The 25,251-nt window shown below is 57.3% G+C and carries 28 protein-coding genes; 16 read left to right on the top strand and 12 right to left on the bottom strand.

Features of this window, described 5'->3' with window-relative positions:
- Positions 1-1,230 (bottom strand): flagellar hook-length control protein FliK, encoded by a 1,230-nt coding sequence (locus tag ACR0L9_RS08955; protein ID WP_480895451.1) that lies wholly within the window; start codon positions 1,228-1,230, stop codon positions 1-3.
- A gap of 115 nt (positions 1,231-1,345) precedes the next feature.
- On the opposite strand from ACR0L9_RS08955, the gene ACR0L9_RS08950 reads away from it, so the two are divergent.
- From ACR0L9_RS08950 to ACR0L9_RS08925, 6 genes are all read left to right on the top strand, one after another.
- On the top strand, positions 1,346-1,618 hold the full coding sequence (locus ACR0L9_RS08950) for a rod-binding protein (RefSeq protein ID WP_480895450.1): 273 nt from the start codon (positions 1,346-1,348) through the stop codon (positions 1,616-1,618).
- Positions 1,611-1,958, top strand: coding sequence for a flagellar biosynthesis protein FlgN (locus ACR0L9_RS08945; RefSeq protein WP_480895449.1), 348 nt, complete (start codon positions 1,611-1,613; stop codon positions 1,956-1,958). The genes ACR0L9_RS08950 and ACR0L9_RS08945 overlap by 8 nt, the downstream gene beginning before the upstream one ends.
- A 210-nt stretch (positions 1,959-2,168) precedes the next feature.
- Positions 2,169-3,386, top strand: a complete 1,218-nt coding sequence (locus ACR0L9_RS08940; protein ID WP_170406757.1) for a flagellin N-terminal helical domain-containing protein — start codon at positions 2,169-2,171, stop codon at positions 3,384-3,386.
- 77 nt (positions 3,387-3,463) lie between these two features.
- Entirely contained in the window at positions 3,464-3,838 is a 375-nt protein-coding gene (gene flaF, locus ACR0L9_RS08935; protein ID WP_480762975.1) for a flagellar biosynthesis regulator FlaF, read from the top strand.
- Positions 3,838-4,239 (top strand): flagellar biosynthesis repressor FlbT, encoded by a 402-nt coding sequence (gene flbT / locus ACR0L9_RS08930; RefSeq protein ID WP_170398959.1) that lies wholly within the window; start codon positions 3,838-3,840, stop codon positions 4,237-4,239. The genes flaF and flbT overlap by 1 nt, the downstream gene beginning before the upstream one ends.
- Entirely contained in the window at positions 4,236-5,033 is a 798-nt protein-coding gene (locus tag ACR0L9_RS08925) for a DUF1217 domain-containing protein (RefSeq protein ID WP_480762976.1), read from the top strand. Before flbT ends, ACR0L9_RS08925 begins: the two co-directional genes overlap by 4 nt.
- Positions 5,034-5,152: 119 nt before the next feature.
- Here the strand turns inward: ACR0L9_RS08925 and ACR0L9_RS08920 are convergent, their stop codons facing one another.
- From ACR0L9_RS08920 to ACR0L9_RS08910, 3 genes are all read right to left on the bottom strand, one after another.
- Entirely contained in the window at positions 5,153-6,712 is a 1,560-nt protein-coding gene (locus tag ACR0L9_RS08920; RefSeq protein WP_170398954.1) for a DUF427 domain-containing protein, read from the bottom strand.
- A gap of 90 nt (positions 6,713-6,802) precedes the next feature.
- Complete coding sequence (locus ACR0L9_RS08915) at positions 6,803-7,504, bottom strand: winged helix-turn-helix domain-containing protein (RefSeq protein ID WP_170398951.1); 702 nt, start codon at positions 7,502-7,504, stop codon at positions 6,803-6,805.
- Positions 7,476-7,763: a hypothetical protein gene (locus tag ACR0L9_RS08910; protein ID WP_480895448.1), complete on the bottom strand. Its 288-nt coding sequence runs from the start codon at positions 7,761-7,763 to the stop codon at positions 7,476-7,478. The genes ACR0L9_RS08915 and ACR0L9_RS08910 overlap by 29 nt, the downstream gene beginning before the upstream one ends.
- Positions 7,764-7,938: 175 nt before the next feature.
- Here ACR0L9_RS08910 and ACR0L9_RS08905 point away from each other — a divergent pair, with 175 nt between their 5' ends.
- The 4 genes from ACR0L9_RS08905 (at position 7,939) to ACR0L9_RS08890 (ending at position 11,878) form a co-directional block, all read left to right on the top strand.
- Positions 7,939-8,427, top strand: a complete 489-nt coding sequence (locus ACR0L9_RS08905) for a hypothetical protein (protein WP_170818403.1) — start codon at positions 7,939-7,941, stop codon at positions 8,425-8,427.
- A gap of 109 nt (positions 8,428-8,536) precedes the next feature.
- Entirely contained in the window at positions 8,537-9,154 is a 618-nt protein-coding gene (locus ACR0L9_RS08900) for a ribonuclease HII (RefSeq protein WP_170465546.1), read from the top strand.
- A gap of 105 nt (positions 9,155-9,259) precedes the next feature.
- The gene (locus ACR0L9_RS08895; protein ID WP_170398940.1) at positions 9,260-10,363 is read left to right on the top strand and encodes a site-specific DNA-methyltransferase; all 1,104 of its coding nucleotides are present in this window, start codon (positions 9,260-9,262) and stop codon (positions 10,361-10,363) included.
- 132 nt (positions 10,364-10,495) lie between these two features.
- On the top strand, positions 10,496-11,878 hold the full coding sequence (locus ACR0L9_RS08890; protein WP_170398937.1) for an adenylate/guanylate cyclase domain-containing protein: 1,383 nt from the start codon (positions 10,496-10,498) through the stop codon (positions 11,876-11,878).
- Between the two features lie 74 nt (positions 11,879-11,952).
- Here the strand turns inward: ACR0L9_RS08890 and ACR0L9_RS08885 are convergent, their stop codons facing one another.
- Positions 11,953-13,089 (bottom strand): alkane 1-monooxygenase, encoded by a 1,137-nt coding sequence (locus ACR0L9_RS08885; RefSeq protein WP_480895447.1) that lies wholly within the window; start codon positions 13,087-13,089, stop codon positions 11,953-11,955.
- Between the two features lie 59 nt (positions 13,090-13,148).
- Positions 13,149-14,204, bottom strand: coding sequence for an A/G-specific adenine glycosylase (mutY, locus tag ACR0L9_RS08880; protein WP_480895446.1), 1,056 nt, complete (start codon positions 14,202-14,204; stop codon positions 13,149-13,151).
- A gap of 81 nt (positions 14,205-14,285) precedes the next feature.
- Between mutY and ACR0L9_RS08875 the strand changes: the two genes are divergently transcribed.
- Both ACR0L9_RS08875 and ACR0L9_RS08870 read left to right on the top strand, forming a co-directional pair.
- On the top strand, positions 14,286-14,792 hold the full coding sequence (locus ACR0L9_RS08875) for a DUF721 domain-containing protein (RefSeq protein WP_480895445.1): 507 nt from the start codon (positions 14,286-14,288) through the stop codon (positions 14,790-14,792).
- 14 nt (positions 14,793-14,806) lie between these two features.
- Entirely contained in the window at positions 14,807-15,472 is a 666-nt protein-coding gene (locus ACR0L9_RS08870; protein WP_170398926.1) for a DsbA family protein, read from the top strand.
- 38 nt (positions 15,473-15,510) lie between these two features.
- Here ACR0L9_RS08870 and lpxK read toward each other — a convergent pair whose 3' ends face one another.
- From lpxK to ACR0L9_RS08845, 5 genes are all read right to left on the bottom strand, one after another.
- Positions 15,511-16,509 (bottom strand): tetraacyldisaccharide 4'-kinase, encoded by a 999-nt coding sequence (lpxK, locus tag ACR0L9_RS08865; RefSeq protein WP_170818405.1) that lies wholly within the window; start codon positions 16,507-16,509, stop codon positions 15,511-15,513.
- On the bottom strand, positions 16,496-17,731 hold the full coding sequence (locus ACR0L9_RS08860) for a glycosyltransferase N-terminal domain-containing protein (RefSeq protein WP_170425876.1): 1,236 nt from the start codon (positions 17,729-17,731) through the stop codon (positions 16,496-16,498). The genes lpxK and ACR0L9_RS08860 overlap by 14 nt, the downstream gene beginning before the upstream one ends.
- Entirely contained in the window at positions 17,728-18,528 is an 801-nt protein-coding gene (locus ACR0L9_RS08855; protein WP_480895444.1) for a 3'(2'),5'-bisphosphate nucleotidase CysQ, read from the bottom strand. Before ACR0L9_RS08855 ends, ACR0L9_RS08860 begins: the two co-directional genes overlap by 4 nt.
- Positions 18,515-19,861 carry a TldD/PmbA family protein gene (locus tag ACR0L9_RS08850; RefSeq protein ID WP_170508915.1) on the bottom strand — a complete coding sequence of 449 codons (1,347 nt, stop codon included), beginning with the start codon at positions 19,859-19,861 and terminating at the stop codon, positions 18,515-18,517. The genes ACR0L9_RS08855 and ACR0L9_RS08850 overlap by 14 nt, the downstream gene beginning before the upstream one ends.
- Before the next feature lie 125 nt (positions 19,862-19,986).
- Positions 19,987-21,510, bottom strand: coding sequence for a DUF2125 domain-containing protein (locus ACR0L9_RS08845; protein WP_480562299.1), 1,524 nt, complete (start codon positions 21,508-21,510; stop codon positions 19,987-19,989).
- 132 nt (positions 21,511-21,642) lie between these two features.
- Here ACR0L9_RS08845 and ACR0L9_RS08840 point away from each other — a divergent pair, with 132 nt between their 5' ends.
- From ACR0L9_RS08840 to ACR0L9_RS08830, 3 genes are read left to right on the top strand one after another with little or no spacing between them, the layout of a single operon-like run.
- Positions 21,643-22,392, top strand: coding sequence for an SDR family oxidoreductase (locus tag ACR0L9_RS08840; RefSeq protein ID WP_170398908.1), 750 nt, complete (start codon positions 21,643-21,645; stop codon positions 22,390-22,392).
- Entirely contained in the window at positions 22,389-22,997 is a 609-nt protein-coding gene (locus tag ACR0L9_RS08835; RefSeq protein ID WP_170818410.1) for an enoyl-CoA hydratase/isomerase family protein, read from the top strand. The genes ACR0L9_RS08840 and ACR0L9_RS08835 overlap by 4 nt, the downstream gene beginning before the upstream one ends.
- Positions 22,994-23,731, top strand: a complete 738-nt coding sequence (locus ACR0L9_RS08830; protein WP_170818411.1) for a VOC family protein — start codon at positions 22,994-22,996, stop codon at positions 23,729-23,731. Before ACR0L9_RS08835 ends, ACR0L9_RS08830 begins: the two co-directional genes overlap by 4 nt.
- Here ACR0L9_RS08830 and ACR0L9_RS08825 read toward each other — a convergent pair whose 3' ends face one another.
- Positions 23,732-24,028, bottom strand: a complete 297-nt coding sequence (locus ACR0L9_RS08825) for an HNH endonuclease (RefSeq protein ID WP_170406707.1) — start codon at positions 24,026-24,028, stop codon at positions 23,732-23,734.
- Positions 24,029-24,072: 44 nt separating this feature from the next.
- On the opposite strand from ACR0L9_RS08825, the gene ACR0L9_RS08820 reads away from it, so the two are divergent.
- Complete coding sequence (locus tag ACR0L9_RS08820) at positions 24,073-25,251, top strand: TIGR03862 family flavoprotein (protein ID WP_480895443.1); 1,179 nt, start codon at positions 24,073-24,075, stop codon at positions 25,249-25,251.

Genomic DNA, 25,251 nt, shown 5'->3' with positions numbered 1-25,251 from the left:
TTAAAGCCTCATATCAAGGCCCCTTTCAGGGCCAGCCGAAAGTGTGGGTGCCTTATGGTCCGCGTCGCGAACCATTTCGACCGTTTCTGAGGAAGGGTCAGGCTCTGATGGGTCGCCATGCTGGGACGAGTCCCCGGACATGCTAAGATCAAGCGACAGATCCCCATAACCCAGCTTTTCGAACTCAGCCGACAGGATCGCAATGTGTCGCCGCATCAGGTCCAGTGTTTCGGGCCGTTCGGCCGCGATCGATAGATGAAACCCGTCTTCTCGACCGTTGAGCGTGATTGATACGCGCCCAAGCTCTTCGGGGTTCAGGGCTATTTCAACGCCACCGGTATTTGGTCGGGTCGAAATCGAAGCGGCCAGTTGCCCCGCAATCGTGCGTGCCGATTCCGCGCGGGTTGCGGCGACGGGCATCGCTTGCGTCGTGTCGCGTATCGTGTGGCCCACCGCTGTGTCTTTGACAGCAAAAAGGTCATCAACTTCCGCGCTGATCGCCGTTTCAGCAATAGCATCGCCCGGAGCCCGGTCGAGATTCCAAGCTGTTGCCTGCGGTTTCAAGGCGGCAGAAATGCCAGTTTGCTGGGTTATTCGAGCCTCTACAGGCTCAACTCCGCGTGCGACGAGTGGCACCTCTGGTTCGGGACTTGGCGGTTCGAGTTTCGAAAACGTATCCCCCACAAAGCTAGCATTTAGCGCGTATGAGGCCGGCCTTTGGTGTAGATATCCATTTCCCCTAACATCAGGGATCGGAACTTGGGTTGGCGCTCGAAGCACGTTTGCGTCAGGCCTTGGGGCAGCCGCTTCGGGCGAGCCTGCATTTTGTCTTAGCGTTGAGTTTTCAGAGGCCAACTGCGAAATTTGCTGTACCGGGCTGGGCGGAGCGGCAACATGGTTCGTCTCACCGACGGCAAAATCCGCTTGGTGTTTCGGCGCATTTGCGACCTCTTGCGCAGCCACCTGCAGTTGGGCGCGCTCTAGTTCGTCGGGTTTGATTGTCGCAGTTGAATCTGCCGTAGAAACAGATGGAATTTCTGATTGTTCGGGTGGCATGTTTGAATCAGCCACAAACGGATCAACATCCTTCAACTCGATTTGTTCGACATCCTCATTAAGCACTTCCTCAAAGGCAAACCCACCTTTGGTATCACGCTCTTTACCCTGAGATGCCCCCGGTTTGTCACCCGTGGCAGATGCAGGCGACATGATCGTCAGCGGGTTGGTCATTTTTCGCTCCGGGGTTTCTTTGATCTGGCCGGCACTGTGCCCACAGGAAGTTACGTTTATTTTAACCGCTTTCCCCTTTGATCGAGAAAGTTCATAGCAATTTTCGGAGAATCCGATGACGATTACATCTATCAGTGCGACCATGCATTCCGCCCAGATTCCACAGAAAATGAAAGCCGCCTCTGTTGAGCTGGAAGCCGCTTTTCTGGCTGAAATGCTCAAGTCTGCAGGCCTCGGCCAAACACGAAGTTCCTTTGGCGGTGGCGCAGGCGAAGATCAGTTTGCTTCGTTTCTGGTGCAACAGCAGGCACAGCAAATGGCAAAGGCAGGTGGAATCGGCCTTTCCGAAATTTTGTTCAATGCAATGATGGAGAAGTCCGATGGATAAAGATCCGATTCAGGCACTGGAAGACCTTTTGGATCTGGAGCGCACAGCCCTGGTCCAGGGGGATTTGACCGATCTGGATCGATTGGTGCCTGAAAAAGAGAATCTGATCGATGCAATAAATGATCTGCAGGTGTTGGAAAGCGATGATCTGATCCTGATCCAGAAGAAGGTCGTGCGCAATCAAGCCCTTTTGAACAGTGCGGCCGAGGGTATTCGGGCTGTGGCGGACCGAATGGCGGAACTGAAACAGGTCCGGCAGGAGTTCAGTACTTATGACGCCTCGGGGCAGCGTAGTGGGTTTGCCTTGCGATCGCGGGCAAAGCTGGAAAAACGGGCATAGCATCAGGTTTGATTCAAATTCGAGATTTCGGATTTGCCCGTCTTAGCACTCCGTTAGGAGATCGGGGGCAAATGTGGCGATGCACCTGAAACAACGGGTGGCGCGAAGGCCACAAGGCAAGACGCACAGGTCAGAACGACAGAATGCCTGCCGGTTTGGTGGGTCCAACATGGGCGTCAAACGCGCCCGAACGCTAAGAGGATGACAAATATGTCCAGCATTCTGACGAACAATGGCGCAATGGTTGCGCTGCAAACTCTCAAATCGGTCAACAAGAACCTCGCACAGACGCAAAACGCGATCTCGACCGGCAAGGATGTGGCTACAGCCAAGGATAACTCGGCTGTCTGGGCCATCTCAAAGGTGATGGAATCAGACGTCAACGGCTTCAATGCGATCAAGGACAGCCTGGCCTTGGGTGAATCCACTGTCGCAGTTGCTCGAAACGCCTCAGAAACTGTGACGGATCTGCTGAACCAGATGAAAGGCAAGATCGTTGCGGCGCAAGAAGACAACGTTGATCGTGCTAAGATCAACACCGATGTGGCCGCGCTTAGGGATCAGATCGAATCGGTTGTCGGCGCTGCCCAGTTCAATGGCCTCAATCTGGTGAACGGTGGGGCTGGCGCAAGCATTCTGTCCTCTTTGGATCGAGACAATGCAGGCAACGTGACAGCGTCTTCCATTAGCGTATCGGCGCAAAACCTGTCGACAGGTGGTTACACTGCTGCCGACGTGTTCACTGGAACTGACGGGGTCACTGCGGATACGGCCGACGCATTCGGATTTTCGTTGGATGGAAACGGCGGAAGCGATGATGATGGAAGCATCGTGATCGCTGATCCGGGCACATTGTCCGCTGGTGATACTTTCACGGTCCGACTGGGCGACGATGTCGCGTCTTATACAGTCCGGGCTGAGGATATCGCCGCAGGCAACGCGCCCGAAGAGATCATCGCTGCGGGGCTGAAAGCTGCCATCGAAGCTTCGGATGCCAATGTTTCGGTCGTCTATGATCCGGGCACGAACGCTGCACAGCTCGATATCACCAACGAAGGTTCAGATTCGCTGCAGATCAGCGGTCAATATGCCAACGCCAACTCTGGCGGTCTAGGCGCTCTGGCCTCGATTGATGTGTCGACTTCTGCCGGCGCATCCGCAGCGCTTGGCGCGATCGAAGGCCTAATCGATACTGCGATTGATGCCTCGGCGGCTTTTGGTTCGGCGCAGGGTCGGATCGAGACCCAGAAAGAGTTCATCTCGAACCTGTCTGACTCGTTCAAATCCGGTATCGGCTCGTTGGTTGACGCTGACATGGAAGAAACCTCGGCCAGACTGCAAGCGCTGCAGGTCCAGCAACAGCTGGCGACACAATCGCTATCGATCGCGAACCAGGCGCCACAGTCCATCCTGTCACTGTTCCGTTAAACATGAAACTTCTCCGGGGCGCGCGCGCCGTGCCCCGGGCTTAACTGCCCGCTGACGGACAATTGGAAGGATTTCAAGTGACACCCCAAACGCTCGCCCAACGCGCTTATGCGCAATCTGCCGCACCGACGCGAACACCTCGGGATACAGAGTATGAGGCGATTTCCAGGATTACACATCGGTTGAAGGCTGCTTCCACACGGAAAGCGGCTGATTTCGGAGGGTTCGTTCAAGCCTTGCACGAAAATCGCCGCCTGTGGACTGTGCTGGCAACCGATGTGGCGGATGCGGATAACGGGCTGCCGAGCAACCTGCGGGCGCGGATTTTCTATTTGGCTGAGTTTACCGAACAACACAGCAGCCAGGTGCTGGCGAACAAGGCGACCGTTGAGCCGCTGCTTGAGATCAACATGGCCGTGTTGCGCGGGCTACGTCATATGAGGGGCAACTGATGGGGGGTCTGGTCCTGAAACTTGCCCCAAAGGAACGGGTTCTGATCAATGGTGTTGTAATCGAAAACGGGGATCGACGCAGTCGGTTTTCGATCATGACACCTCAGGCAAATGTCCTGCGCCTGCGCGATGCCATTCACCCGGAAGAGGTCAACACGCCGGTACGCCGTGTCTGCTATGCCGCGCAGTTGGTTCTGTCAGGCGATACCGAACCTGAGCAGGCGCGCCAGCAACTTCTGCGGCGCGTGGAAGAGCTGAGCCAGGTTTTCACGGATGCCGACAGTCGCCGGGTCCTGGCCAACGCAACTGAAGCGTTAGTGGCAGAGCAATATTATAAGTGTTTGAAGGCTTTGCGTTCACTGTTGCCGCGCGAAGAACGTCTGATGGCATATCAGCAGTGACCTTTCAGCCGGTCATACCATCAGGTGGGCTGGTTGGCTGGCGCTTTTTGCAGCGTACTTATGATGCGCAGCTTCAAAGCTATTCCACCTCGGGGATCAACGAACGGGACTCAAGGTATTTTCTAGACAATATCGGCAAGGTCCAGACGGCCGAGGATCTGGTTTCGGACCGACGGTTGTTGCAGGTGGCATTGGGTGCGTTTGGCTTGGAAGGTGATCTCGACAATCGGTATTTTATCCAAAAAATCTTGTCGGATGGAACGCAGGCCGACGATGCACTTGCGAACAGGCTGGCCGACGGCAGGTACCGAGATTTTGCCAACGCCTTTGGACTTGGTCCCGGCGATGTGCGCAAGATAGGTTCGGTCCGTGCCATGGAAAAGATCGCCAACGACAACTTGATTGCTCGGTTTGAAATCTCGATTGGTGAAGCAGATGAATCGATGCGTATCGCGTTATATACCCAGCATGCATTACGCGATCTTGCCGCGCAAAGTGGCAGTGAGGACAGACGGTGGTTTGATCTGATGGGGCTGCCCCCCTTGCGCAGTATGATGGAAACTGCATTGGGCCTGCCATCAGCATTTGCGCAACTGGATATCGACAAGCAGCTTGAGGTTTTTAAAGATCGATTGCAGCGCATTACGGGTTCATCCGATCTGGCGCAGTTCACTGAAAGTGAGGCAATCGAAAAGCTGACCGACACGTATCTGGCCCGCAATCAGATCAATCAAATCCAACAGACGATCTCACCTGCGCAGACGGCTCTGATCCTGCTGGGCGGTGGTTTTTGAACCATTGATGTCAACCAGACACGGTGTGTACGGTTTCTCGCGCAAGGCCATAGGTTGACCGATCCGAGATAGTGAGTGGCACAATTTGAGGTTCAACTCTTGCGAAGTAAACTGTCAAATCAGGCATCGGCTGAGGTTTGCAGGGCAAATGATTTGATCGGTTGCGAGACGTTGTGCAGCTTGATCGCCCCTAAAGGGATCGCCTGTTTGCAAACAGGTTCGATATCTTGCGAGACAACAATTCTATGTCCGACGGTTTTGCCATATTCGCCCAATCTGGCAGCGACATTGGCGGCCTGACCGATCACGGTAAAGTCCAACCGTTCGCGTGAGCCCACATTGCCATAGGTGACGCGGCCATAGGCGACACCAATCGAGCAGTCGAAATCATGATCACTTCCGTCACTGCGCAATTCACCCAGTTTTTCGACGATCTCAGTTGCCGAAAGCTGCGCGCTGGATCGGGCTTTGGCGGCATCGTCACCCGCCGGGAAGACGGCAAGAACAGCGTCGCCGATGAATTTCAGAACTTCTCCGTCATGGTCGTGCACGATCCCTGAAACTGTCTCAAAAAACGCATTCAGTAGCTCAATATAGTCATCACGCCCCAGTTTTTCTTCCAATGCGGTTGAATTTCGAAGATCGCAAAACATGATCGCCGCATCTATGTCATCGCCATCACCGCGGCGAATCTCGCCCCCCAGAACGCGCGCACCGCTGCGCTTGCCTACATAGGTTTCCAGCAGAACCTGCGCGTTTTCGCGCTGCATGAAGACCTCGTAGAACCGCGCGATGACAGTAGAGCATTCAAAAACCAGACCCAGGTTCTCGGTCGTGAACCCATCGGGATGATCGCAAGTCAGGGTCAGGACATTCGTCCGCCCATCCGAGAAAGGCAGTGGCATGGCAACGTAATCGGTGGCCCCTTTTGCGCGCAGGTCTTCGATGATCGGAAAGCTGTTATGCGGATTGTCGTTGTTCAGGCGCTGGCGGACTCCACCCAACCCGTTTGAAACGTGACGCAGAGGGCTATTGGTAAAGGCAGGGTGATCATGAATTTCATAGGTCGGAGTGTGGGTCGAAATCTCAGCCGAGTCTTTCTCCCAGATATAGTGTTTGCCTGCGATCAGCGGATGCAGCGACCAGACCAGAATGCTTAGGCGTTGAATAGCGATGCCATGTTCCAGCATTTTCTCGGCCAGCGTTTTTGTAAAGGCATCAGGAGTGTTAATTTCGGACGCACCGCGCATCAGCCAATCGATCAGGGGGCCGCTGATATTGCCATCGTCGGGTTGACGCAGTTGGTTGTCGCCGAGGTCGATCCGCGTCGCGGTATCCGGCATGAATCCAATATGGCCCTGAATGGCCGCGCTTTCAGGGAAGGCGTCTTCATAAGCCCAAATCGAGTTCGTAAGGCGCTCTTCCGGTAGGCTAATGTCGTGATAGGTTGCGGTACCCTTGAAGGGGCAGAACGTCTGCAATTCGGTCTCAGGGCTGAGTTCGACGCACAGGTCTTCGCGCGGAACATAGATCGCGGGAGGTAGCCGCGTTTCGTACATCACTTTGGCGTTGTGGCTTTCGGCCAGCAGTATATCACCACGGTAGATCGCGATCCGTCCCTGCAGCGGCTCAACTGATATCCCATAGCCTTTGACATTCGGTGTGGCATGGACGTTCATCTGCAACCTCCCTTGGCCAAGCCCTTATATCATGGGTCTTGAGGGCGAGAATTCCAAGATGCGCACGTAGATTTTACCGCAATGGCATCCTCAGACCATTTGAATAACGTCTTTCTCAATCGATAGCATATAGCCCTTCTTGGCGATGTTCTTCACCAGCAGCTCACTGACCATCTGATTTCCCAAGGCGTCGCGCAGGCGTTTGATCCGGGTTGCCCCGGCGGCCTCATCGCAATCTGCAGCGTTTCTGCCCGAGATCATCGCTTCGATCTGGGCACCCGACAGGACCTCGTCATCCAGCCGGGATTCAGCCAGAACCGAAAGCGTTTCCATCGCGGCGGGGGTCAACTTAAAATCCATGTTGTTGAGATAAACGGTATTCTCTTCACGGCTGATCAGCAGGGATGTTACCTGGATCCCCGTCCGCTCAATCTGGGCCATGCGGCGGTTCAGCAGAACCAGCATGACCAGAAAAACAAGCGCGGTGATCAGCATGGCGCTGGCAAAGACCAACAGCACGAAGATGACCATTCGATAGCTGGATAGCGTATCGGCAAAGGCGGTGCCCGATTGCGCCAGAATCTCGAGCAGACGGATTTCCGATTGCGAGGTCAGGTCAGCCTCGACAAATAGCCGTTCAACCCGCGCGTTGAAGGCATTTGCGTCCGGTAGCGTCCAGAACAGGAAAACCGCTGCAGTCACCAGGATCGCGACGATTGCCGCAATCCCCAGACCAACCAGCCGAACCCCCGAACGACGCGCCTCAGTAACGGAGATAGTATTTTCCGGCATTGGCCTTCCTTTGATCCAATCCACCCGCCTCGAAAACGGTCATCACGTTCAGCAGGGTCCAGCCGTTTGATTTCAGCCGCTTGGCGACTTCTTTCTGGGCCGAGCCTTTATCGCAGCTTGAGACCTGCATGACGCCATAGTGCAGGCGTAAGGGATTGTCCTGCTTGGCCTTGTAGTCGGCATAGCAATCTGCCGCGATGGCTTGCGACCCAACCGATATCAGGGCCGTCAGAGCCAGAGAAGAGAGGATCTGTTTCATGGGCTGCATCCTGCGCATGGGTTGGGTGGATATTCAATAACCTCAGGGGGTTTGTGGTGCTGATATTGAATAACAGTATGCCGTTATTGCTTGTCTGAACGGGGTGGTCGCAGTGTCAGGTTATCAATTCCGCGGTCGGTAACCGGCCTGCCCATTATCCGAAAGGACACGCATCATGCACCGGAAATTTATCGCTCTGATCATAGCAACCGCCGTCGCCATTACGGGGATCTCAGCGTCGCAGGCACGGGCGGCAGATACCCGAGATATTCTCGGCGGATTGGCTGCGATCGCGCTCATTGGTGCTGCGGTCAACCACTATCATCAGGAGAAAAAGCGCGACGAAGAGACAGAGCGCCGCAAGCGTCACAAGCAGGCTGAAGCCAAGGCGAAGAAGGCGAAGAAGGCCAAGAAAAAACATGCTGTACGCCCATTGCCAAAGCGGGTGGCGCGGTATGACCTACCGCAGCGTTGCCTGCGCACGTTCAATGCCTATTCGAACAAGCGTCCGCTGCTTGGGCCGAATTGCCTGAAGAAGTACTATAAACATGCCGATAGCCTGCCACACCAATGCAAGGTTGGTTTCTGGAATGGTAAAAAGGTAAAACGGGCATACGAACCCGCCTGCCTGCGCCAGAAAGGATACCGCGTCGTTTACCAGTAACAGGTTTCGAGCAGGAGTGGCGCCATAGAAGCGCCGCGCGGGAGAGGGTGGCGCAAGCTGCCCTCTCTTTTTTCTTGCGAAGCGCTACGAAACGCGATTTGCCAAGGGTATGACGACACCTGATTATGAACTCGAACGGGCTTTGCTGGCACGCGGATATGTCCGAATTGCCGGGGTGGATGAGGTTGGGCGCGGTCCGCTGGCTGGCCCGGTTGTAGCCGCAGCGGTTATTTTGAACCCGGATGACATTCCCGCTGGGTTGAACGATTCAAAAAAACTGACGGCCAAGCGTCGCGGCGGTTTGGATGAGATATTGCGCGACCGGGCAGAGGTCGCGGTGGCCGAAGCCACGGTTGCAGAGATCGATCAGCACAACATCCTGCGCGCCTCGCATCTGGCGATGGTACGCGCGGTAGCTGCGCTGGACCCGGCTCCGGATTTCTTGCTGATTGATGGCAACATGATCCCGCGCGGTATGAAATTGCCTTCGCAGGCGGTGGTGAAGGGCGACGCACGGTCGGTGTCGATTTCGGCAGCGTCGATCATTGCAAAAATCTGGCGTGATCAGCTGATGGTGGATTTGGCGCAACAGCATCCCGGCTATGGGTGGGAGGCGAATGCCGGATATCCGACAAAACAGCACCGCGAGGCGTTGCAAAATCTTGGCGTGACCCCACACCATAGACGTTCGTTCAAACCGGTCCACAATATCTTGTATCAAGAGTAAATCGTAAGTCGCTGATTCAAAAAAGAAATTGACGGCGAATCATCTTTGACTCATCCTTGTCTCAACCAAATGAGCGCAAAAGCGCCGTGGAACTGAGGCAGTGATATGACCACAATCAAGACAAAGGGCGCAGCCGCGCTCCCTTTAAACACGATTCTATCCGGTGACTGCATCGAGGCGATGAACAGTCTGCCCGAGGCGTCGGTTGACCTGATTTTTGCGGACCCCCCGTATAATTTGCAGTTGAAAGGTCAATTGCACCGGCCCGATAATTCTCAGGTCGATGCGGTCGATGATCACTGGGATCAGTTCAGCAGCTTTGGGGCTTATGACCAGTTCACGCGGGAATGGTTGAAGGCTGCGCATCGTCTGCTGAAGCCCAATGGTGCGATCTGGGTGATTGGGTCTTATCACAACATTTTCCGCGTGGGTTCCGCCCTGCAGGATGCGGGCTATTGGATTCTGAACGACGTTGTGTGGCGTAAGTCCAACCCGATGCCAAACTTCCGTGGCAAGCGATTTACCAACGCACATGAGACAATGATCTGGGCGTCCAAGCGTGAGGGGGCCAAGTACACTTTCAACTACGAAGCACTGAAAGCGCTGAACGAAGGCGTGCAGATGCGCAGCGATTGGGTACTGCCGATCTGCACCGGGCATGAACGGCTCAAGGACGAAAACGGCGACAAAGCGCATCCGACACAGAAACCGGAATCACTGCTGCATCGTGTCCTGATTGGCTCGACCAATCCCGGTGACGTGGTGCTGGATCCGTTCTTTGGCACGGGCACCACAGGTGCTGTAGCGAAAATGCTGGGGCGTGAGTTCATTGGGATCGAGCGCGAAGAAAGTTATCGCAAGGTGGCTGAAAAGCGTATCTCAAAGGTCCGTAAGTTTGACCGCGAAGCGTTGGAAGTCAGCGCCAGCAAGCGCGCTGAGCCGCGCGTGCCCTTCGGCCAATTGGTCGAACGCGGCATGCTGCGCCCGGGTGAGGAACTGTATTCGATGAACCAACGCCATAAAGCCAAGGTCCGCGCCGACGGGACTCTGGTAGGGCAGAACGTCAAAGGTTCAATCCATCAGGTTGGCGCGCATCTGGAAAATGCACCGTCTTGTAACGGCTGGACCTATTGGTGCTTCAAACGCGATGGCAAAACCGTGCCCATCGACGTGTTGCGTCAGCAGATCAGGGCCGAATTGCATAACTGAATACCGCCGGTGCCTGTGGCCTGACACAAGGCACTACGCCTTGCCCCGCCGTTACCGGCGGGGTCTTTTGTTTTTGCCTGTGAGATGATTGCATAGGGCAGCCCCTGACAGCCCTTTTGGGAGATAAAGGCAATGACCGAGACCACCGCCAGTCAATCCCGCCTTAGCCGGTTCTTTGTTACGCAACCGGACAACTTCGATCTGGACAACAAATATACCGAGGCAGCACTGGAACGACACAAGCGAGAGGGGCTTGAACTGGCTGTTCGTGCACGCTGGATCGCGATGGCGTTGACCGGGCTGTTGCTAATCTATCTGAATCCCCAGTGGGAGGTCCTATGGTACCATTTCATCCTGCTTCTGATCTGCGCCAATGGTTGGCTGATCCAACGCGCGGGTCGTGTGGGGCAATCCCGGACCGAGTTGCTTTTGATCTTCGTTGATCTGCTGATCATGACGCTGGGGATGATTGTGCCCAACCCGTTCAGCGACGATGTGCGACCACTGGCGATGCAGTATCGGTTCGACAATTTTCAGTATTTCTTCATTATCCTGGCAGCAGGGACGCTTGCCTATTCCTGGCGCACTGTCATTGCGATCGGTTCGTGGACGGCGATGATGTGGACGGCTGGATGGGTGATCGCTTGGTGGGTCGCCACCCCGATCCCCGGGATTAGCGAGCGTGTGGCCGAGGCTTTGTCAGGCTACCCGGATGTGGCCGAGTTCATGGATCCCAACAGTTTCATGCCAACCTTACGTATCCAGCAGGTGATCGTTTTTGTCATGGTCGCAGTGACGCTTGGGGTGTCGATGCGCCGCCTCAATCGCTTGCTGATGTCCAATGCTGGGCTTGAACGTGAACGTGCTAATCTGTCTCGATACTTTTCGCCGAATGTGGTGGATGAGCTGAGCCAGAACGACGAACCTCTGAAGCAGGTCCGCAAAGAGGATATCGCGGTTCTATTTATCGACATCGTTGGCTTCACCAAGTTTTCGGCTGGCCGTGATCCATATGAGGTTATTGAAGTTTTGCGTGGTTTCCACGCCCGAATGGAGACCGAGGTGTTTCGCCATCACGGAACACTCGACAAATACTTGGGCGATGGGCTGATGGCCACGTTTGGAACCCCCGTACCCGGAGAACTGGATGCAAGCAATGCGCTGGCATGCGCGCGGTCCATGGTCGAGATGATCGACCGTTGGAATTTGGAGCGCAAGCGCGCGGGTGAGCCAGAGATTCGGATCGGGGTCGGGGTTCATTATGGCTCGGTCGTACTGGGGGATATCGGTGCAAACCGGCTGGAATTTGCAGTGATCGGCGATGCGGTGAATGTTGCCGCGAAGCTAGAGGCCCTGACGCGCGATTTTCAAGCGCGCATCATTGTCAGTGATGCATTGCGGTCTCAGGCCCTAAGCGAGACGCCAAATGCGCAAGACATGATGACCGGGTTTGCACAGCACTCGGACCAGCCTGTTCGCGGTGTTACAGCCCCGATGGATGTCTGGGTGCTGTAGCAACCAGGGCTCCCGCCTGTCAGCAGCGCATCAAAGATGCGATCCTTCCCGTTGGGCCGGGCAGCGCGCTGCAGTCAGGTGCGAGGGGCAGGGTTGTGCGCTTTGTTGTAAGGCTTCCAGTTGGTGATTTCGGGATAGTATTGACGCCGCCATGCGCGGACCCTCGGATTCATGATACGCCGCCACAAGGGCGGAATCATCGCGGCAAGGGTCATGACCGGATATCCATGAGGCAGTTGCGGCGCTGCATCCTGCGAATGGTGTTGCAGCAGTGGAAAGCGGCGGTTTGGCTTGTAGTGGTGGTCCGAGTGGCGTTGCAGGTTGATCAACAGCCAGTTTGAAGCCTTTTGTGACGCGTTCCAGGAATGGCGCGGGTGCACATGCTCGTACTTGCCATCGCCCAGATATTTGCGCGTCAGCCCGTAATGTTCGACATAGTTGACGAGTTCAAGCTGCCAGATCGCGGTGCCGGCCTGTACCAAAAACAGGCCTAGCCCTGCCCATCCGCCGATCAGAAATGCTAGCAGCAGTATGGCTCCTTGCAGGCTCCAATAGCGCCAGAACGGGTTTGCCGGGTCGGTCCACGGGCGGTCTTTGCGGGCCAGTTTTTCCCGCTCGGCGCGAAAGGCTGAGATGAGGCTTTGGCGCAGAACGCGCGGATAGAACCGGTGGAAACCTTCGTTGTAGCGAGCGGTTACCGGATCACGCGGAGTTCCGACGTAGCGGTGGTGAACCAGCAGGTGCTCGGACCGGAAATGGGAATAAAGGACCATCGACAACAGGAAATCGCCCAGCCAGCGTTCCAGTTTGCCTTTCTGATGCATCAGCTCGTGGCTGTAGTTGATCCCGATCGTTCCGGAAAGGACGCCCATGCCGAAGAACACGCCGATTTTTTCGACCGAGCTCATATCTACGGCTCGGGTAGTGTACCAGATCAGCCCATAGAGCGTGAGGAATTGCACAGGCGCCCAGGCTTTGGTCAGCCAGATATACCATTGCAGCCCCGTATCTGGCGTATCCGGGTCGGCGTTTTCAAGGTTTAGGCCGGTCAGCCGGTCAAGCACCGCAAAGACCCACCATGTCGAAAGCGGTACCAGCAGGACCCACCATCCGCCTGCCGTGGTGGTCATCCAGATCAGTGGGATCAGGAGATATGAGACCCAAAAGGGAAGGGCGGATTGCCAGCGGGACAGGGTGTCAGATGCGATCATGTTGAGGCTCCGAAACGTTGGCGGCACCGTAGACCGCGCACTGGGCTTTGCCCAGCAGTCTATTGGCCGCGCCAGAGGTCAAAAGCCTTGCGCATAACCGTGGGCAGGTCGCTGGGCCTGAATTGGTGTTTGTCCATGACAGTCAGACCGTTCGGATCGCAACCGTCTGGCAATTCGGTTGTCCAAATACGCAGGATCAGGTGAAAGTGGGTGAAGGTGTGTCTCACTTCACCGGGGATTTCGTGCCATCGCGCCGGGAACGGAGGGCTTTCCAGCGGTGTTTCGGACCAGTCCGAGCCGGGCCAGCCCAACATTCCGCCCAGCAGACCCTTATCGGGGCGGCGTTCCAACAGCAGGGCACCATCTCCGCGTTGGGCGATGTAGATGTGGCCCAGCCGGGTGGGTTTGGGCTTCTTGGGCGTTTTTTGCGGCAGTTCCACCTGCGTCCTCGCCTTCCGCGCCAGACAAGCCGCATGCAGGGGGCAAATACCGCAGGTCGGAGATTTTGGAGTACAGATCGTTGCACCCAAATCCATGACAGCCTGCGCGTAATCTCCGGGCCGGTGCTGCGGGGTCAATGCCGCGGCTTTTTTCTTTAACAGGGGTTTTGAGGCGGGCAGGGGTTCGTGAATATCATAGAGCCTTGCCATGACCCGTTCGACATTGCCGTCCAGGACAGTTTCTGGTCGATCAAATGCGATGGCTGCGATGGCCGCCGCCGTGTAGGGGCCAACGCCCGGCAGTTCCAGTAGTGCATCGTAATTGTTGGGAAACTGCCCGTCATGCGCGGACGCAACCACCCGCGCGCATTTCAGAAGGTTGCGGGCGCGGGCGTAATAGCCCAGGCCAGCCCATTCCCCCATGACCTGATCATCTTGCGCATTGGCAAGGGCTTCGACGGTTGGCCAGCGCGTGGTGAAACGAACAAAATAGTCGCGAACAGCGGCAACGGTCGTTTGTTGCAGCATCACTTCGGATAGCCAGACGCGGTAGGGGTCTGGTGCTACGCCTGCGGCACGCGCTGCCGGGCCGATACGCCACGGCATTTCACGTGCGTAGCGGTCGTACCAATCCAGCAGCGTATTGCTCAGGTCAGATTTGGTGCAGTCACGCAAGTTTTATGTAACTCTCTGTCGGGTTTCACTGGCGTCCGGTTATCAGCCTATTACAATAGCGGCGCAGGAGTTGGAAACCAGATGCAACGCAGACGTTCCTCGACCCGCGGGTTCAAGCGCACCGCCACTTTGCTGAACGACCGGATCAGGCAGGCCGGGGAAAGCCGGGGATTTGCCGTCTCGCGCCTTTTGATCCATTGGGCCGAGATTGTGGGCCAGGACATCGCGTCGATCGCCCGGCCGGTGAATGTGGGATACGCCAAGGGTGGCTTTGGCGCGACACTGACGGTGCTGACCACCGGGCCGCAGGCGCCAATGCTGGAGATGCAGAAAGAACAGCTGCGCGACAAAGTGAATGCGGTCTATGGTTACAACGCGATCAATCGGGTGCGTATCACCCAGACCGCGCCTACCGGATTTGCTGAGGGGCAGGCGAGTTTCGATCACAAACCGAAACAGACGAAACCGGTTGTTTCACCAGAAATCGCAGCTGAGGCCGACAATGTGTCGCGCGCGATTGATGATGAAGATTTGCGCGCGGCCCTTGAACGTTTGGGCCGCAACGTTTTATCCAGACAGAAACGCTAAGAAAGGGCTGATGAATGAGCCGGATTGCAACCGTAATATGTGCGGCTGTCGCCGTGGCCGCTGGCGGCTATTGGCTGACAACGTCGAGTAACACGATCCCTTCGAACCCGCTTGTTGGTGCTGCTGAGGCGCAAGAGGCGGATTTGGACACCTCGACCATCGTCGAGATGGTGCAGGGGGCCGAAGACGCGCCAGTCGAGATCATCGAATATGCATCGTACACCTGCCCGCATTGCGCGAATTTCCATCAGGGCGCGTACAAGCAGCTCAAAAAGGACTTCATCGATACCGGCAAGGTAAAGTTCACTTACCGTGAGGTGTATTTCGACCGCTATGGCCTGTGGGCCTCGATGGTCGCGCGCTGTGCAGGACCTGAAAAGTTCTTTGGCATCACCGACCTGCTGTATGAAGGCCAGTCGGAATGGACTCGGGCCGGAGGTCCTGCCGAGATCGTTGATGAACTGCGCAAGATCGGGCGTCTCGCTGGCATAGACAATGATCAGCTTGAGGCTTGCCTGCAGGACGGTACCCGCGCGCAGACACTGGTGGCCTGGTATCAGGAAAATGCCGAACGCGATGGAATTCAGGCGACGCCTACTTTCGTCGTGAATGGGAAGAAGGTTGAAAATCAGCCGTATGACGACTTCAAGACGCTGATCGAAGCCGAGCTTGGCAGCTAAATCCTGAATGGTCAGCCTGTTTTGGGCTGGCCATCTGCCTAAGGTGAAGGCGCGGCCTTCGCCAACAACTCTTTGACTTTGTCATCCTGATTGATTTGCAACCGAACCGGTAGGGTCAGAACTTTGCTGCGGAAAGTGGCGGGCAGGCGCACGGCGTCTTTCTCGGTTGTCACCAGTTGCGCGCCCAGTGCTTTGGCCTCGTTCTCAAGCCGCGTCATCAGCGCTGAAGTCAGCGGTTGGTGATCATCCAGTGCCTCGGCCCGCAGCAGTTTAGCGCCTTGCTGTCGCAGAGTTCCAAAGAACTTGTCCGGATAGCCTATGCCCGCAAAGGCCAGAACGGGTGTATTGTTCCAGTCCATTCCGGTTTGGAGCGGACACACCTCGCCGGTGGCGTGTGGGACCGTCAGGGCAGGTTCCCATCTTTCTGAAAATGTTGACTGCGCTGCGGCGTCCCCAAGCGACAACACGAGATCGGCACGTTTCAATCCAACGGCCACAGGCTCTCGCAGTGGACCAGCAGGAAGGCAAAGGCCATTGCCAAATCCGCGCTGCGCATCCACCACGATGATGGAAAAATCCTTGGCAACTGCGGGGTTCTGAAAACCGTCGTCCAGCACGATCGCGGTCGCCCCTGCCGCTGCGGCTGCCTGCGCGCCTGCTGCACGATCTTTGGCGACCCAGACCTCGGCAAACGCGGCGAGCAACAAGGGTTCGTCCCCGACCTGAGCCGCTGTGTGTTTGCGCGGGTCGACCTGCACCGGGCCTTCCAGCGAGCCACCATGGCCTTTGGTCACAACATGAGGTTGATGCCAGGTATCCCTCAAATATTCTAAAACCCAGATCACCGTCGGTGTCTTCCCTGTGCCACCGGCATTCAGGTTGCCAACGCAGATAACCGGTACGCCCGGCGAGATGCCTTGCCTGCTCGCCAGGCGACGGGCGGTTGCAGCGGCATAGAGGCGACCAAGCGGCGCCAACAGCCTGGCGCGCAGATCCAACTGATCAGGGGCTGAGTTCCAGAAGTCAGGTGCCCGCATCGTCACGCCCTCGCCGGTCCAGTGTATCCTGTACCATATCGATCAGTTGATCCGCCTGTGGAGCCCCTTCGGTGACAATCCGCCATCCAGCCAATGCCATGTCTGCTGTGCGGTCAGGTGCCAACAATTCGACAACGCCATCGCCCAACTCTGTTGCGGTTCGTATCTTCAACGCGGCTTTTGCCTGCCCCAATCTGTCATAGAGACTGCGATGCTTGCTGACATGAGGCCCATGGATTACCGCAGATCCCAAGGCGACTGCGGTCAGAGGGTCGTGCCCCCGCGCCCCGCGTTCCAGTGAACTTCCCATGAAGGTAACTGCGGATACACGATGCCAAAGGCCCAGATCCTCGGGCTCGGCTGTTAGAATCACTTGTGTGGTGTCTTCGATTGGATGGCCTTCATCCCAGTTGGCGCATCGAAGGTCCATCGCTTCGAGGCGTTTAAACAAGGGCGATGCCTCGGACATATCCGCCACATGCAGGACCAAAGCCAGACGTGGCAGCATCCGCAAGGCCTGACGATGGGCCGTCAGAACCGAGATGAATTCCTTGTCCTGAACCCATGCGGCCAGCCAAACTGGGCGCCCGGCCATTGTGTGAGTGGTCTCGATCAATTCATCTTCGGGCCAGGGCTCTGGGTTGGGGCTGATATGAAGTGGTGGCGCGACCGAGATTTTTGCCGAGTTCACTCCCAGGCGTCGGATTTGGCGTGCGCTGTCATCATTGGGCGCAAGTATCGCTGTAAAGCAATCCAGCGTGTATCGCGTGATATCAGGTAGCCAACGTCCACCCCTTGCGGTTTTCACGTCCACCACAGCCTCAAGCAAAATTAGCGGAATGCCCCGCTCCTGTGCGCGTGTTATGACATTGGGCATCAGCCCACCGCCAAACCACAGCCCCATATCAGGGCGCCAGTGATCCAAGAACGTGCGCGCCGCGCCGGTATGCTCGGCGGGCAGCATTGTGATCGGGGTATCGCAATCTTCCCAGTCCTTCAGATCAACATCGGGTGGGGCGGTCAGCAACAGCGAAAGTTCTGGTCGCACAGACAGCAGCCGACGGCAAATATTGTCGACGGCCCGCAACCGATCGGGTGTACTGACATGGACCCACAGAAGTTCACCTTCCGGGCGCGCAATCTCGGGGTGACCCGTGCTTTGCGGGACGCCCCAGGACAGGACTCGATAGGCCGCAAGGCTCAGAGATCGCGGCTTGCTCATGCCGGAATTCCGGCCCCATTCGGGTTAAGTCGGGTCTGAAGGTCCGAATGCACCGCTGAACCTGCCGCCACCACGCCGTTCAGGCGCGGGTGGGTATTGTTGAAGCGCAGAGGTTGCCCCAAACGATCAGTACAGAGCCCGCCTGCCTCGCGCAGGATCAGATCTCCGGCGGCGATATCCCATTCCCAACTGGGTCGCAACGTCAGCATCCCGTCAAACCGTCCCTGCGCAACCAGCGCCATCCGATAGGCCAGAGACGGGCGGTATACACGGCGAAAGTCAGGTGCAGCACCGGATTGCCAGTGGCGCGGATCTAGATTGGGTTTTGCCGCCAAAATCTCGGCTTCGGGCAGGTGCGCTTGCCCTGACACTTGGATGGCAGTGCCATTCAACGTTGCACCTTGCCTTTTTGCAGCCGCATACAGCAGATCACGTAAGGGCAGGTAGATGACGGCTGCCGTGACCTCACCGTTCTCGGTTACGGCCAGCGAATGGGCCCATGTGCGTGACCCCTCGGCAAAACTGCGGGTGCCGTCGATGGGATCGATGACGAAGACCCGATCACACGTCAGACGGTCGGGGGAATCCTCGGTCTCTTCACTCAGCCAGCCATAATCCGGTCGGGCCGCCTGCAGATCACGTTCGAGCATCGCGTTGACGGCCAGATCGGCCTCGGTCACCGGGCCTGCGCCTTCGGGTTTATCCCAGCGCTGGGCATCAGGACCCGAATAGCGCGTGGCGATCTTTCCGGCCTCAAGCGCAGCGTCGATCAGCAGGGGCAGGTCAGTTGCCGGCAAGTGTCATCCCTTCGATCAACAGCGAGGGTACAACGCGCGATAGGTAAGGCCGCGCATCGTTTGCCGGAATGATTCGCATCAGCATGTCGCGAAGATTGCCAGCGATGGTACACTCGTTGACGGGATGGGTGATCTCGCCGTTCTCAACCCAAAATCCCGAAGCGCCGCGTGAATAGTCGCCGGTATTCGGATTGATGGTCGATCCGATCATCGAAGTGACCAAAAGCCCGGTACCCATGTCGCGCAACAACTCGGCGCGGGTCTTCTCGCCTTGCGTCAGGCTCAGGTTCCAGTTGCTAGGCGACGGCGGCCCGGATACGCCGCGCGCTGCGTTGCCGGTCGAGGTCATTCCCAATTTGCGGGCGCTGGACAGGTCTAACGTCCAACCGGTCAGAACGCCATCTTCAACGATCGCCCTGCGCCGTGTTGCCAGCCCTTCGGCATCGAACGGGCGCGAGCCCGAAATGCGCGGGCGATACGGGTCTTCAATCAAAGACAAATGTGCCGGTAGAACCTGTTGCCCAAGGCTTTCCTTCAGCCATGAGGCCCCGCGGGCTATCGCCGCGCCATTGCTGGCGGCCAGCAGATGGCCGATCAGGGATGATGAAATCCGTTCGTCGAACACCACCGGAAAACTGCCGGTCTGGGGCTTGCGTGCTCCCACGATCTGAACCGCACGTTCACCAGCCGTGCGACCAATCTCGGCGGGGCTGCGCAGGTCAGACTGAAAAGTCCGGCTGTCACCGTCATAGTCACGCTCCATTCCCGTCCCTTCGCCGGAAATGGCGACGCATGAGGTTGAACGGCTGCTGCGCATGTAGCCACCCGAAAAGCCGTTTGTCGCGGCAAGATGGACCCGGTGGGTACCATAGGCGGCCGCAGCGTCTGACACCTGTGAGACTCCCGTAACGTCCAGCGCTGCTGCCTCTGCCGCCAGCGCATCCTGCATCAGAGCTTCAGCGCTGGGTTCAGGGGCTGGGTCAAACAGCTCCAGCGCGTCGATATTACAGTTGGCGACCAATTGGTCAGGCGCGGCCAAGCCGGTGAACGGATCTTCCGGCGCTTCCCGTGCCATGGCCACGGCGCGCTCGGCCATCGCGGTAAGCGTATCGGGGCGACTATCCGAACTGGATACGATTGCCTGCTGTTTACCAAGGAAGACCCGCAGCCCTAGATCGGTCGCCTCCGAGCGTTCGGCATGTTCCAATGCGCCACTACGTACTTCCACAGAAACGGATGAGCCATCAATTACTATGGCATCCGCTGCCTCGGCGCCTGCCTTGCGGGCTGCATTCAGCAGCTCTTCACTGATTGTTTGAGGTGTTCGCGTCATGAGGCCTCCGGTCTTGTTGTTCTGGACCTAGCCTCGGATAGCCTGTCCCGCAAGGCCTGCAGCCCACTGGCTTTATGTGCCTCGGGCGGGAAAGGCCAGCGCCGCGGCCTTTCCCGATTTGTTTGTCACTTGATACGCTGACCGTTGGCCAGAATCTGTCCATCCTCGGTAAACTCGATTTTCGAGTTCAACGTGTCCGGTTCTTCGCCCGGAACAGCCATCAGACCCATCATCATACGCGCGCCCAGCGCGTCGTTTTCCGACACAAAGCCCATGCCGATCAGCTTGTCCAGCAGAGCGTTGGCCCCAACAAGTTTCAAGTTGGCGACACCCGACGGGGCAGGCAGGCCATCAAACTCTTCCGTGTTGGAGTTGTCGAACGCAAAGTCGCCATCACCGCTCAATTGGGCTCCGACCAATGATACGAGAAGCTTGTTGATCTTCAGCGAATGCAGTTCGCCCGGAACGATATCAGATGTCTCAAGCTCTTCGACGGCTTCCGGGTCCATGAAATCGACCAAAACTTTGGCGGTGCCGGTTGCATCCATCGCGATGGTCGCCGGATCGCGCGGCAGCGCACTAGCAGGGTCGAACATGCTCCACAACACGTCGGACATGGTGAAATCCGTCAGGTTCATGCCAAATCCAAATGGCTGGATTTCTTCCGAGGCCTGCACCGGAAGCTCGAATTTCAGCCCTGCATTTGCCATCGCGATTTCGATTGGAAAAGGCAGATCCGACGTAGTGACGGCTAGTTTGGTGCTGTTCTGCGCAAGATCGTAGACAAGGCGCTGTGCATCGATGCTGCCGGTAAAGCTGCCTCCTTCGGAACTGCTGCTGAGCGAGAATGGCTCACCCTCGGCAGTGCCTGCCATTTCGGTGCTGCCCGAGGCGTATGTGAATGTACCTGAAGCGGCGAACCCGGCCTTGTAGATGTCTTCAATGTTGGCGACATCCATACCGGGTGGAATGATTGTATCGCCATCAAATTTCAAACCATCTAATTTACCGCTGATCCGGCCCGTGTCTTCACTTTCGGGCTCGTTGAAGGCCACATCATAGGACAGGCTGCTGGCCGTGAACTGCTGCGCGATATCGCGCATCTCGCCGATCTGCATCTGCGATGTGCCTGCGATTTCGTTCATCTGAACGTTCAAGGCAAACATGTCGCTGGATACGGTTTCGCCATCAAACTCCATCGAGTCCATCGACAGAGTCAGGCTGTTCGCCGTATAGTCATATGTCATGTTTTCGGGGGTACCCGAAACGACCATTTCCAAGGCGTCGTGAGCGTACATCAGATCAGCCGAAAATGTCTCGCCCTCGGCTTCACCCGAAATTGTCATCGGGAAGCTGGCAGGAAAGCCGATATTGACTGTACCGTCGCCATTTTCGGTCAACGTCATCTCGGGGATGACCATGTCGAAGGTGCCTTCGGTGTCCGGAATGGCCATGGCCATCGTCATGTTCGCGATGGTGGTGACGTTGCCGGAAACGCTCTGATCGCCAGTGACGTCATAGCCCATGCCGCCCAGATAAGCCTGCCAATCGGCCCAGACATCATTGGCGGTAACATCTGCAAACGCGCCGTTGGTTGCAACAGCATAGGCCAAAGCTGCACCGCAGCTACGGCGAAGGAAAACAGTCATAAGAGAACCCTTCTTGATCAATTTGCCGGCATGGTCGTGCCTGTAGCGGCCAGCGTCAAGGGGGAAGGGGTGGACCAATTCCCCATTTGCAGGGTACGAGTTAAGACAATTTCAAATGCAGGGATTTAAACGATGCATATGCAAGGGAAAACGGTACTGATCACAGGGGCAAGCCGAGGCATCGGAGCGGAAGCCGGGCGCGTTTTTGCCGCAGCTGGGGCCAATGTGGCCTTGGTCGCACGCAGCCGCGATCAGATTGACGCTCTGGCTGCGGCATTGGGTGAAAATGCCATGGCGCTGGCCTGCGACGTCAGCGATTTTTCCCAGGTCGAACAGACAGTTGCCGATTGCATCGACCGGTTCGGCAAGCTGGATGTGCTAATCGGGAACGCGGGCGTCATTGATCCGATCTTTCATCTTTCGAATGCCGACACCCGGGCCTGGAGCCAAGCTATCGACATCAACCTGAAAGGTGTCTTTTACGGAATGCGTGCCGTCCTGCCCATTATGCGGGCAGCAGGCGGCGGGACCGTTCTGACGGTCTCGTCCGGTGCCGCGTCGAACCCGGTCGAAGCCTGGAGCCACTATTGCGCATCAAAAGCCGGGGCCAAGATGCTGACCGAATGCCTGCATCTGGAAGAGGCGCATCACGGTATTCGCGCAATGGGTCTGTCCCCGGGCACCGTGGCCACCGACATGCAGCGGGTCATCAAGGCCAGCGGCATCAATCCTGTTAGCCAACTGGATTGGGACGATCACATCCCCGCAGACTGGCCCGCGCGGGCGTTGATGTGGATGTGCTCGGCAGATGCGGATGAGTTCTTGGGGACCGAGATATCGCTGCGCAACGAAGACATCCGCAAAAGGGTCGGGCTGACGTGATCGAACTGACACAAGATGATGGGCTGTGGACCGTCACGTTGAACAATCCGGACAAGGCCAATGCGCTGACCTCGGCGATGCTAGGCGAACTGGTTCGCATCGCAGAGGCGGCAACCGAGGCACGTGCGTTGATCCTGACGGGGGCGGGCCGGGTCTTCAGTGCGGGCGCCGATCTTGAAGAAGCGCGGGCGGGCCTTGCGACCTCCGATCTTTGGGAGAGGTTGTCGGGTGCCATTGCCGCCTTGCCCTGTCTGACGGTGGCCGCGCTCAACGGCACTTTGGCCGGTGGAGCCAACGGTATGGTGCTGGCCTGTGACCTGCGTATCGCAGTGCCCTCGGCCAAGTTCTTTTACCCGGTCATGAAGCTGGGATTCTTGCCGCAGCCCTCGGATCCCAAGCGGATGGCAGAGTTGATCGGTCCGGCCAGAACCCGACTCATACTGATGGCGGGACAGAAGATTTCTGCAGAAGAAGCTTATAGCTTTGGGCTGGTTGATCGGGTGGTTGAGCCCGAACATTTGATACCAACTGCACAAGAACTTGCAGCCGACAGCCTGTCCGCAGATCCGTCGGTTGCTGCGGGCATAGCCGGATTGTGCCCATGAGGTTGGCCGCGCTCCGATTGCGGGTGGCGGACCCGGATGCGTTGGCGGCGTTTTATCGTGATGCGCTTGGCATGTCTGTCAGGGTTGAAGGCGCCAATCGTCGTCTTGGATATTCCGGTCAGGATGCCGATCTGTTGCTGATGCCGGGCGGCGGGGGCTACCGCCATGATCCGGGGCAGCGGTATTGGAAGATCGGGATCACGTTGCCGGATGTTGATCTTGCCGCAGAACACCTGCGCCAGAAGGGTATCCCGGTCAGCGCGCCGCGGCAGTTTCTGGATATCGGCTATATGTGCCATCTGAACGACCCCGAAGGGTTTGCCATTGAACTGCTGCAGCAGGATTTCGAGGGCAACCGGCCCGAAAATGCCGCCAGCGCGAACGCCCCCTTCGCGAAGGCCCGTATCGGCCAGATCACTTTGCGAACCGGCGATATTGCCGCCGAAGATGCGTTTTGCCGATCCATGGGACTGTCATTGCTGTCTCTGCAGGATGTCGAACCTCACGGGTTCGATCTGCATTTCTATGCGTTCACCGCAGAGGAGCCTCCCAACCCCGATCTCTGGGCGGTTGAGAATCGCGAATGGCTGTGGAAGCGTACTTATACCACGTTGGAATACCAACACATCCCAAATGCCCGGTTTGCTCCGGTGCCGGATTATCTTGGGATCGAGGTTGAAGGGCTGACCGACCCGAAAAAGGATGCATTCGGTGATCCCTGGCTTCCTGCCTGATCATCGCCCGCGTCGTTTGCCCGGCACTTTTGAGCGAAACCCCGGAGGGCGTTTGCGCACCCAATTCAGGAACTTCTCAAGCCTCGGATGTTTGCGCAGTGCATCGACAGTGTGAAAGTCACGCGCCAGTTCGGCCTCGGTCAGTGTCGCGTGGATCTCTTTGTGGCATATCTGATGCAATAAAACGGTGGGCCCGCCCTTGCCTCCCTTAAGCTTTGGGATCAGATGGTGCAGGCTTCCACCACCTTCGGGGATCGGACGGTTGCAGAGCGGGCAGATCGGATCGGAATTTGCCATGACCTAACTTCGCGCTGATGCGTGTACAGGGCAAGAGGGACACAATGGCGCAATCCATGGTTATCGGGGCAGGACCAGCGGGGCTAATGGCCGCCGAACAGCTTGCCGCCGCCGGGCACGAGGTTGTAGTGGCCGAAGCCAAGCCGTCTGTCGCGCGTAAATTCCTGATGGCGGGGAAGTCCGGCCTGAACCTGACCAAGGATGAGCCTTTTGACATGCTTATGGGCGCATACGGGGATGCAAAGGATTGGTTGCATCCGATGATACAAGCATTTGACGCACAGGCGGTGAAGGCTTGGGCCGGTGATCTTGGGCAAGAGATGTTCACGGGCTCTACCGGGCGCGTGTTTCCGAAAGTCATGAAGGCCTCACCCTTGCTGCGGGCTTGGCTGGCCAGATTGGATCAGGCCGGTGTTCAGACCAGGACGCGCTGGCGCTGGCAGGGATGGCAAGGTGGCGCGTTGGCTTTTGAGACGCCAGATGGCATGCAGTTTTGCTCGCCCGACGCGACGGTTTTGGCATTAGGGGGTGCCAGCTGGGCGCGGTTGGGTTCGGATGGGGCTTGGGCCCAATGGCTTGCAGACAGCGGAGTTGATCTAACACCGTTTGCACCGGCTAACGCCGCTCTGTCAGTCGATTGGAGCCCCTATATGCAGCCACATTTTGGCGCGGCGCTCAAGTCGGTGCGGTGGATGGCGGGCGATCTGGATAGCCGTGGTGAGGCCACTATTTCCGCAAAAGGCTTGGAAGGTGGTGGTATGTATGCCCTGACCCCTGCGCTGCGGGCGGGGACGCCACTGTTTGTGGATCTCGTCCCGGATGTGACGGCTGAAGGGATGCAGGCGCGATTGGACGCGAAGAAATCAAAGGCAACGCTTTCGCATTGGTTGAAGAATGGTCTGCGTCTGTCTCCGCAAAAGATCGCTTTGTTCCACGAAATGACTAAGGGCCGCGCATTGAAGCAAACGCAATGGATCGGTGCGCTGAAAAACCTGCCCATCAGGTATGCTGGGCTACGCCCGATGGATGAGGCGATCTCAACCGCTGGCGGGGTAGCATCGGGTGCCGTGGACAGCGGTTTGATGCTGACAGCGTGTCCGGGCGTTTTTTGCGCGGGCGAGATGCTGGATTGGGAAGCCCCGACCGGTGGTTATCTTCTGACCGCCTGTCTGGCGACGGGACGTTGGGCCGGTCAGTCGGCGGCAAAGTGGTTGGCGCGCTAG

The organism is Ruegeria sp. I3, from assembly GCF_056532525.1.
The sequence above is the reverse complement of the archived record's forward strand: the minus strand, read 5'-3'. Positions and strand labels throughout refer to the sequence as shown.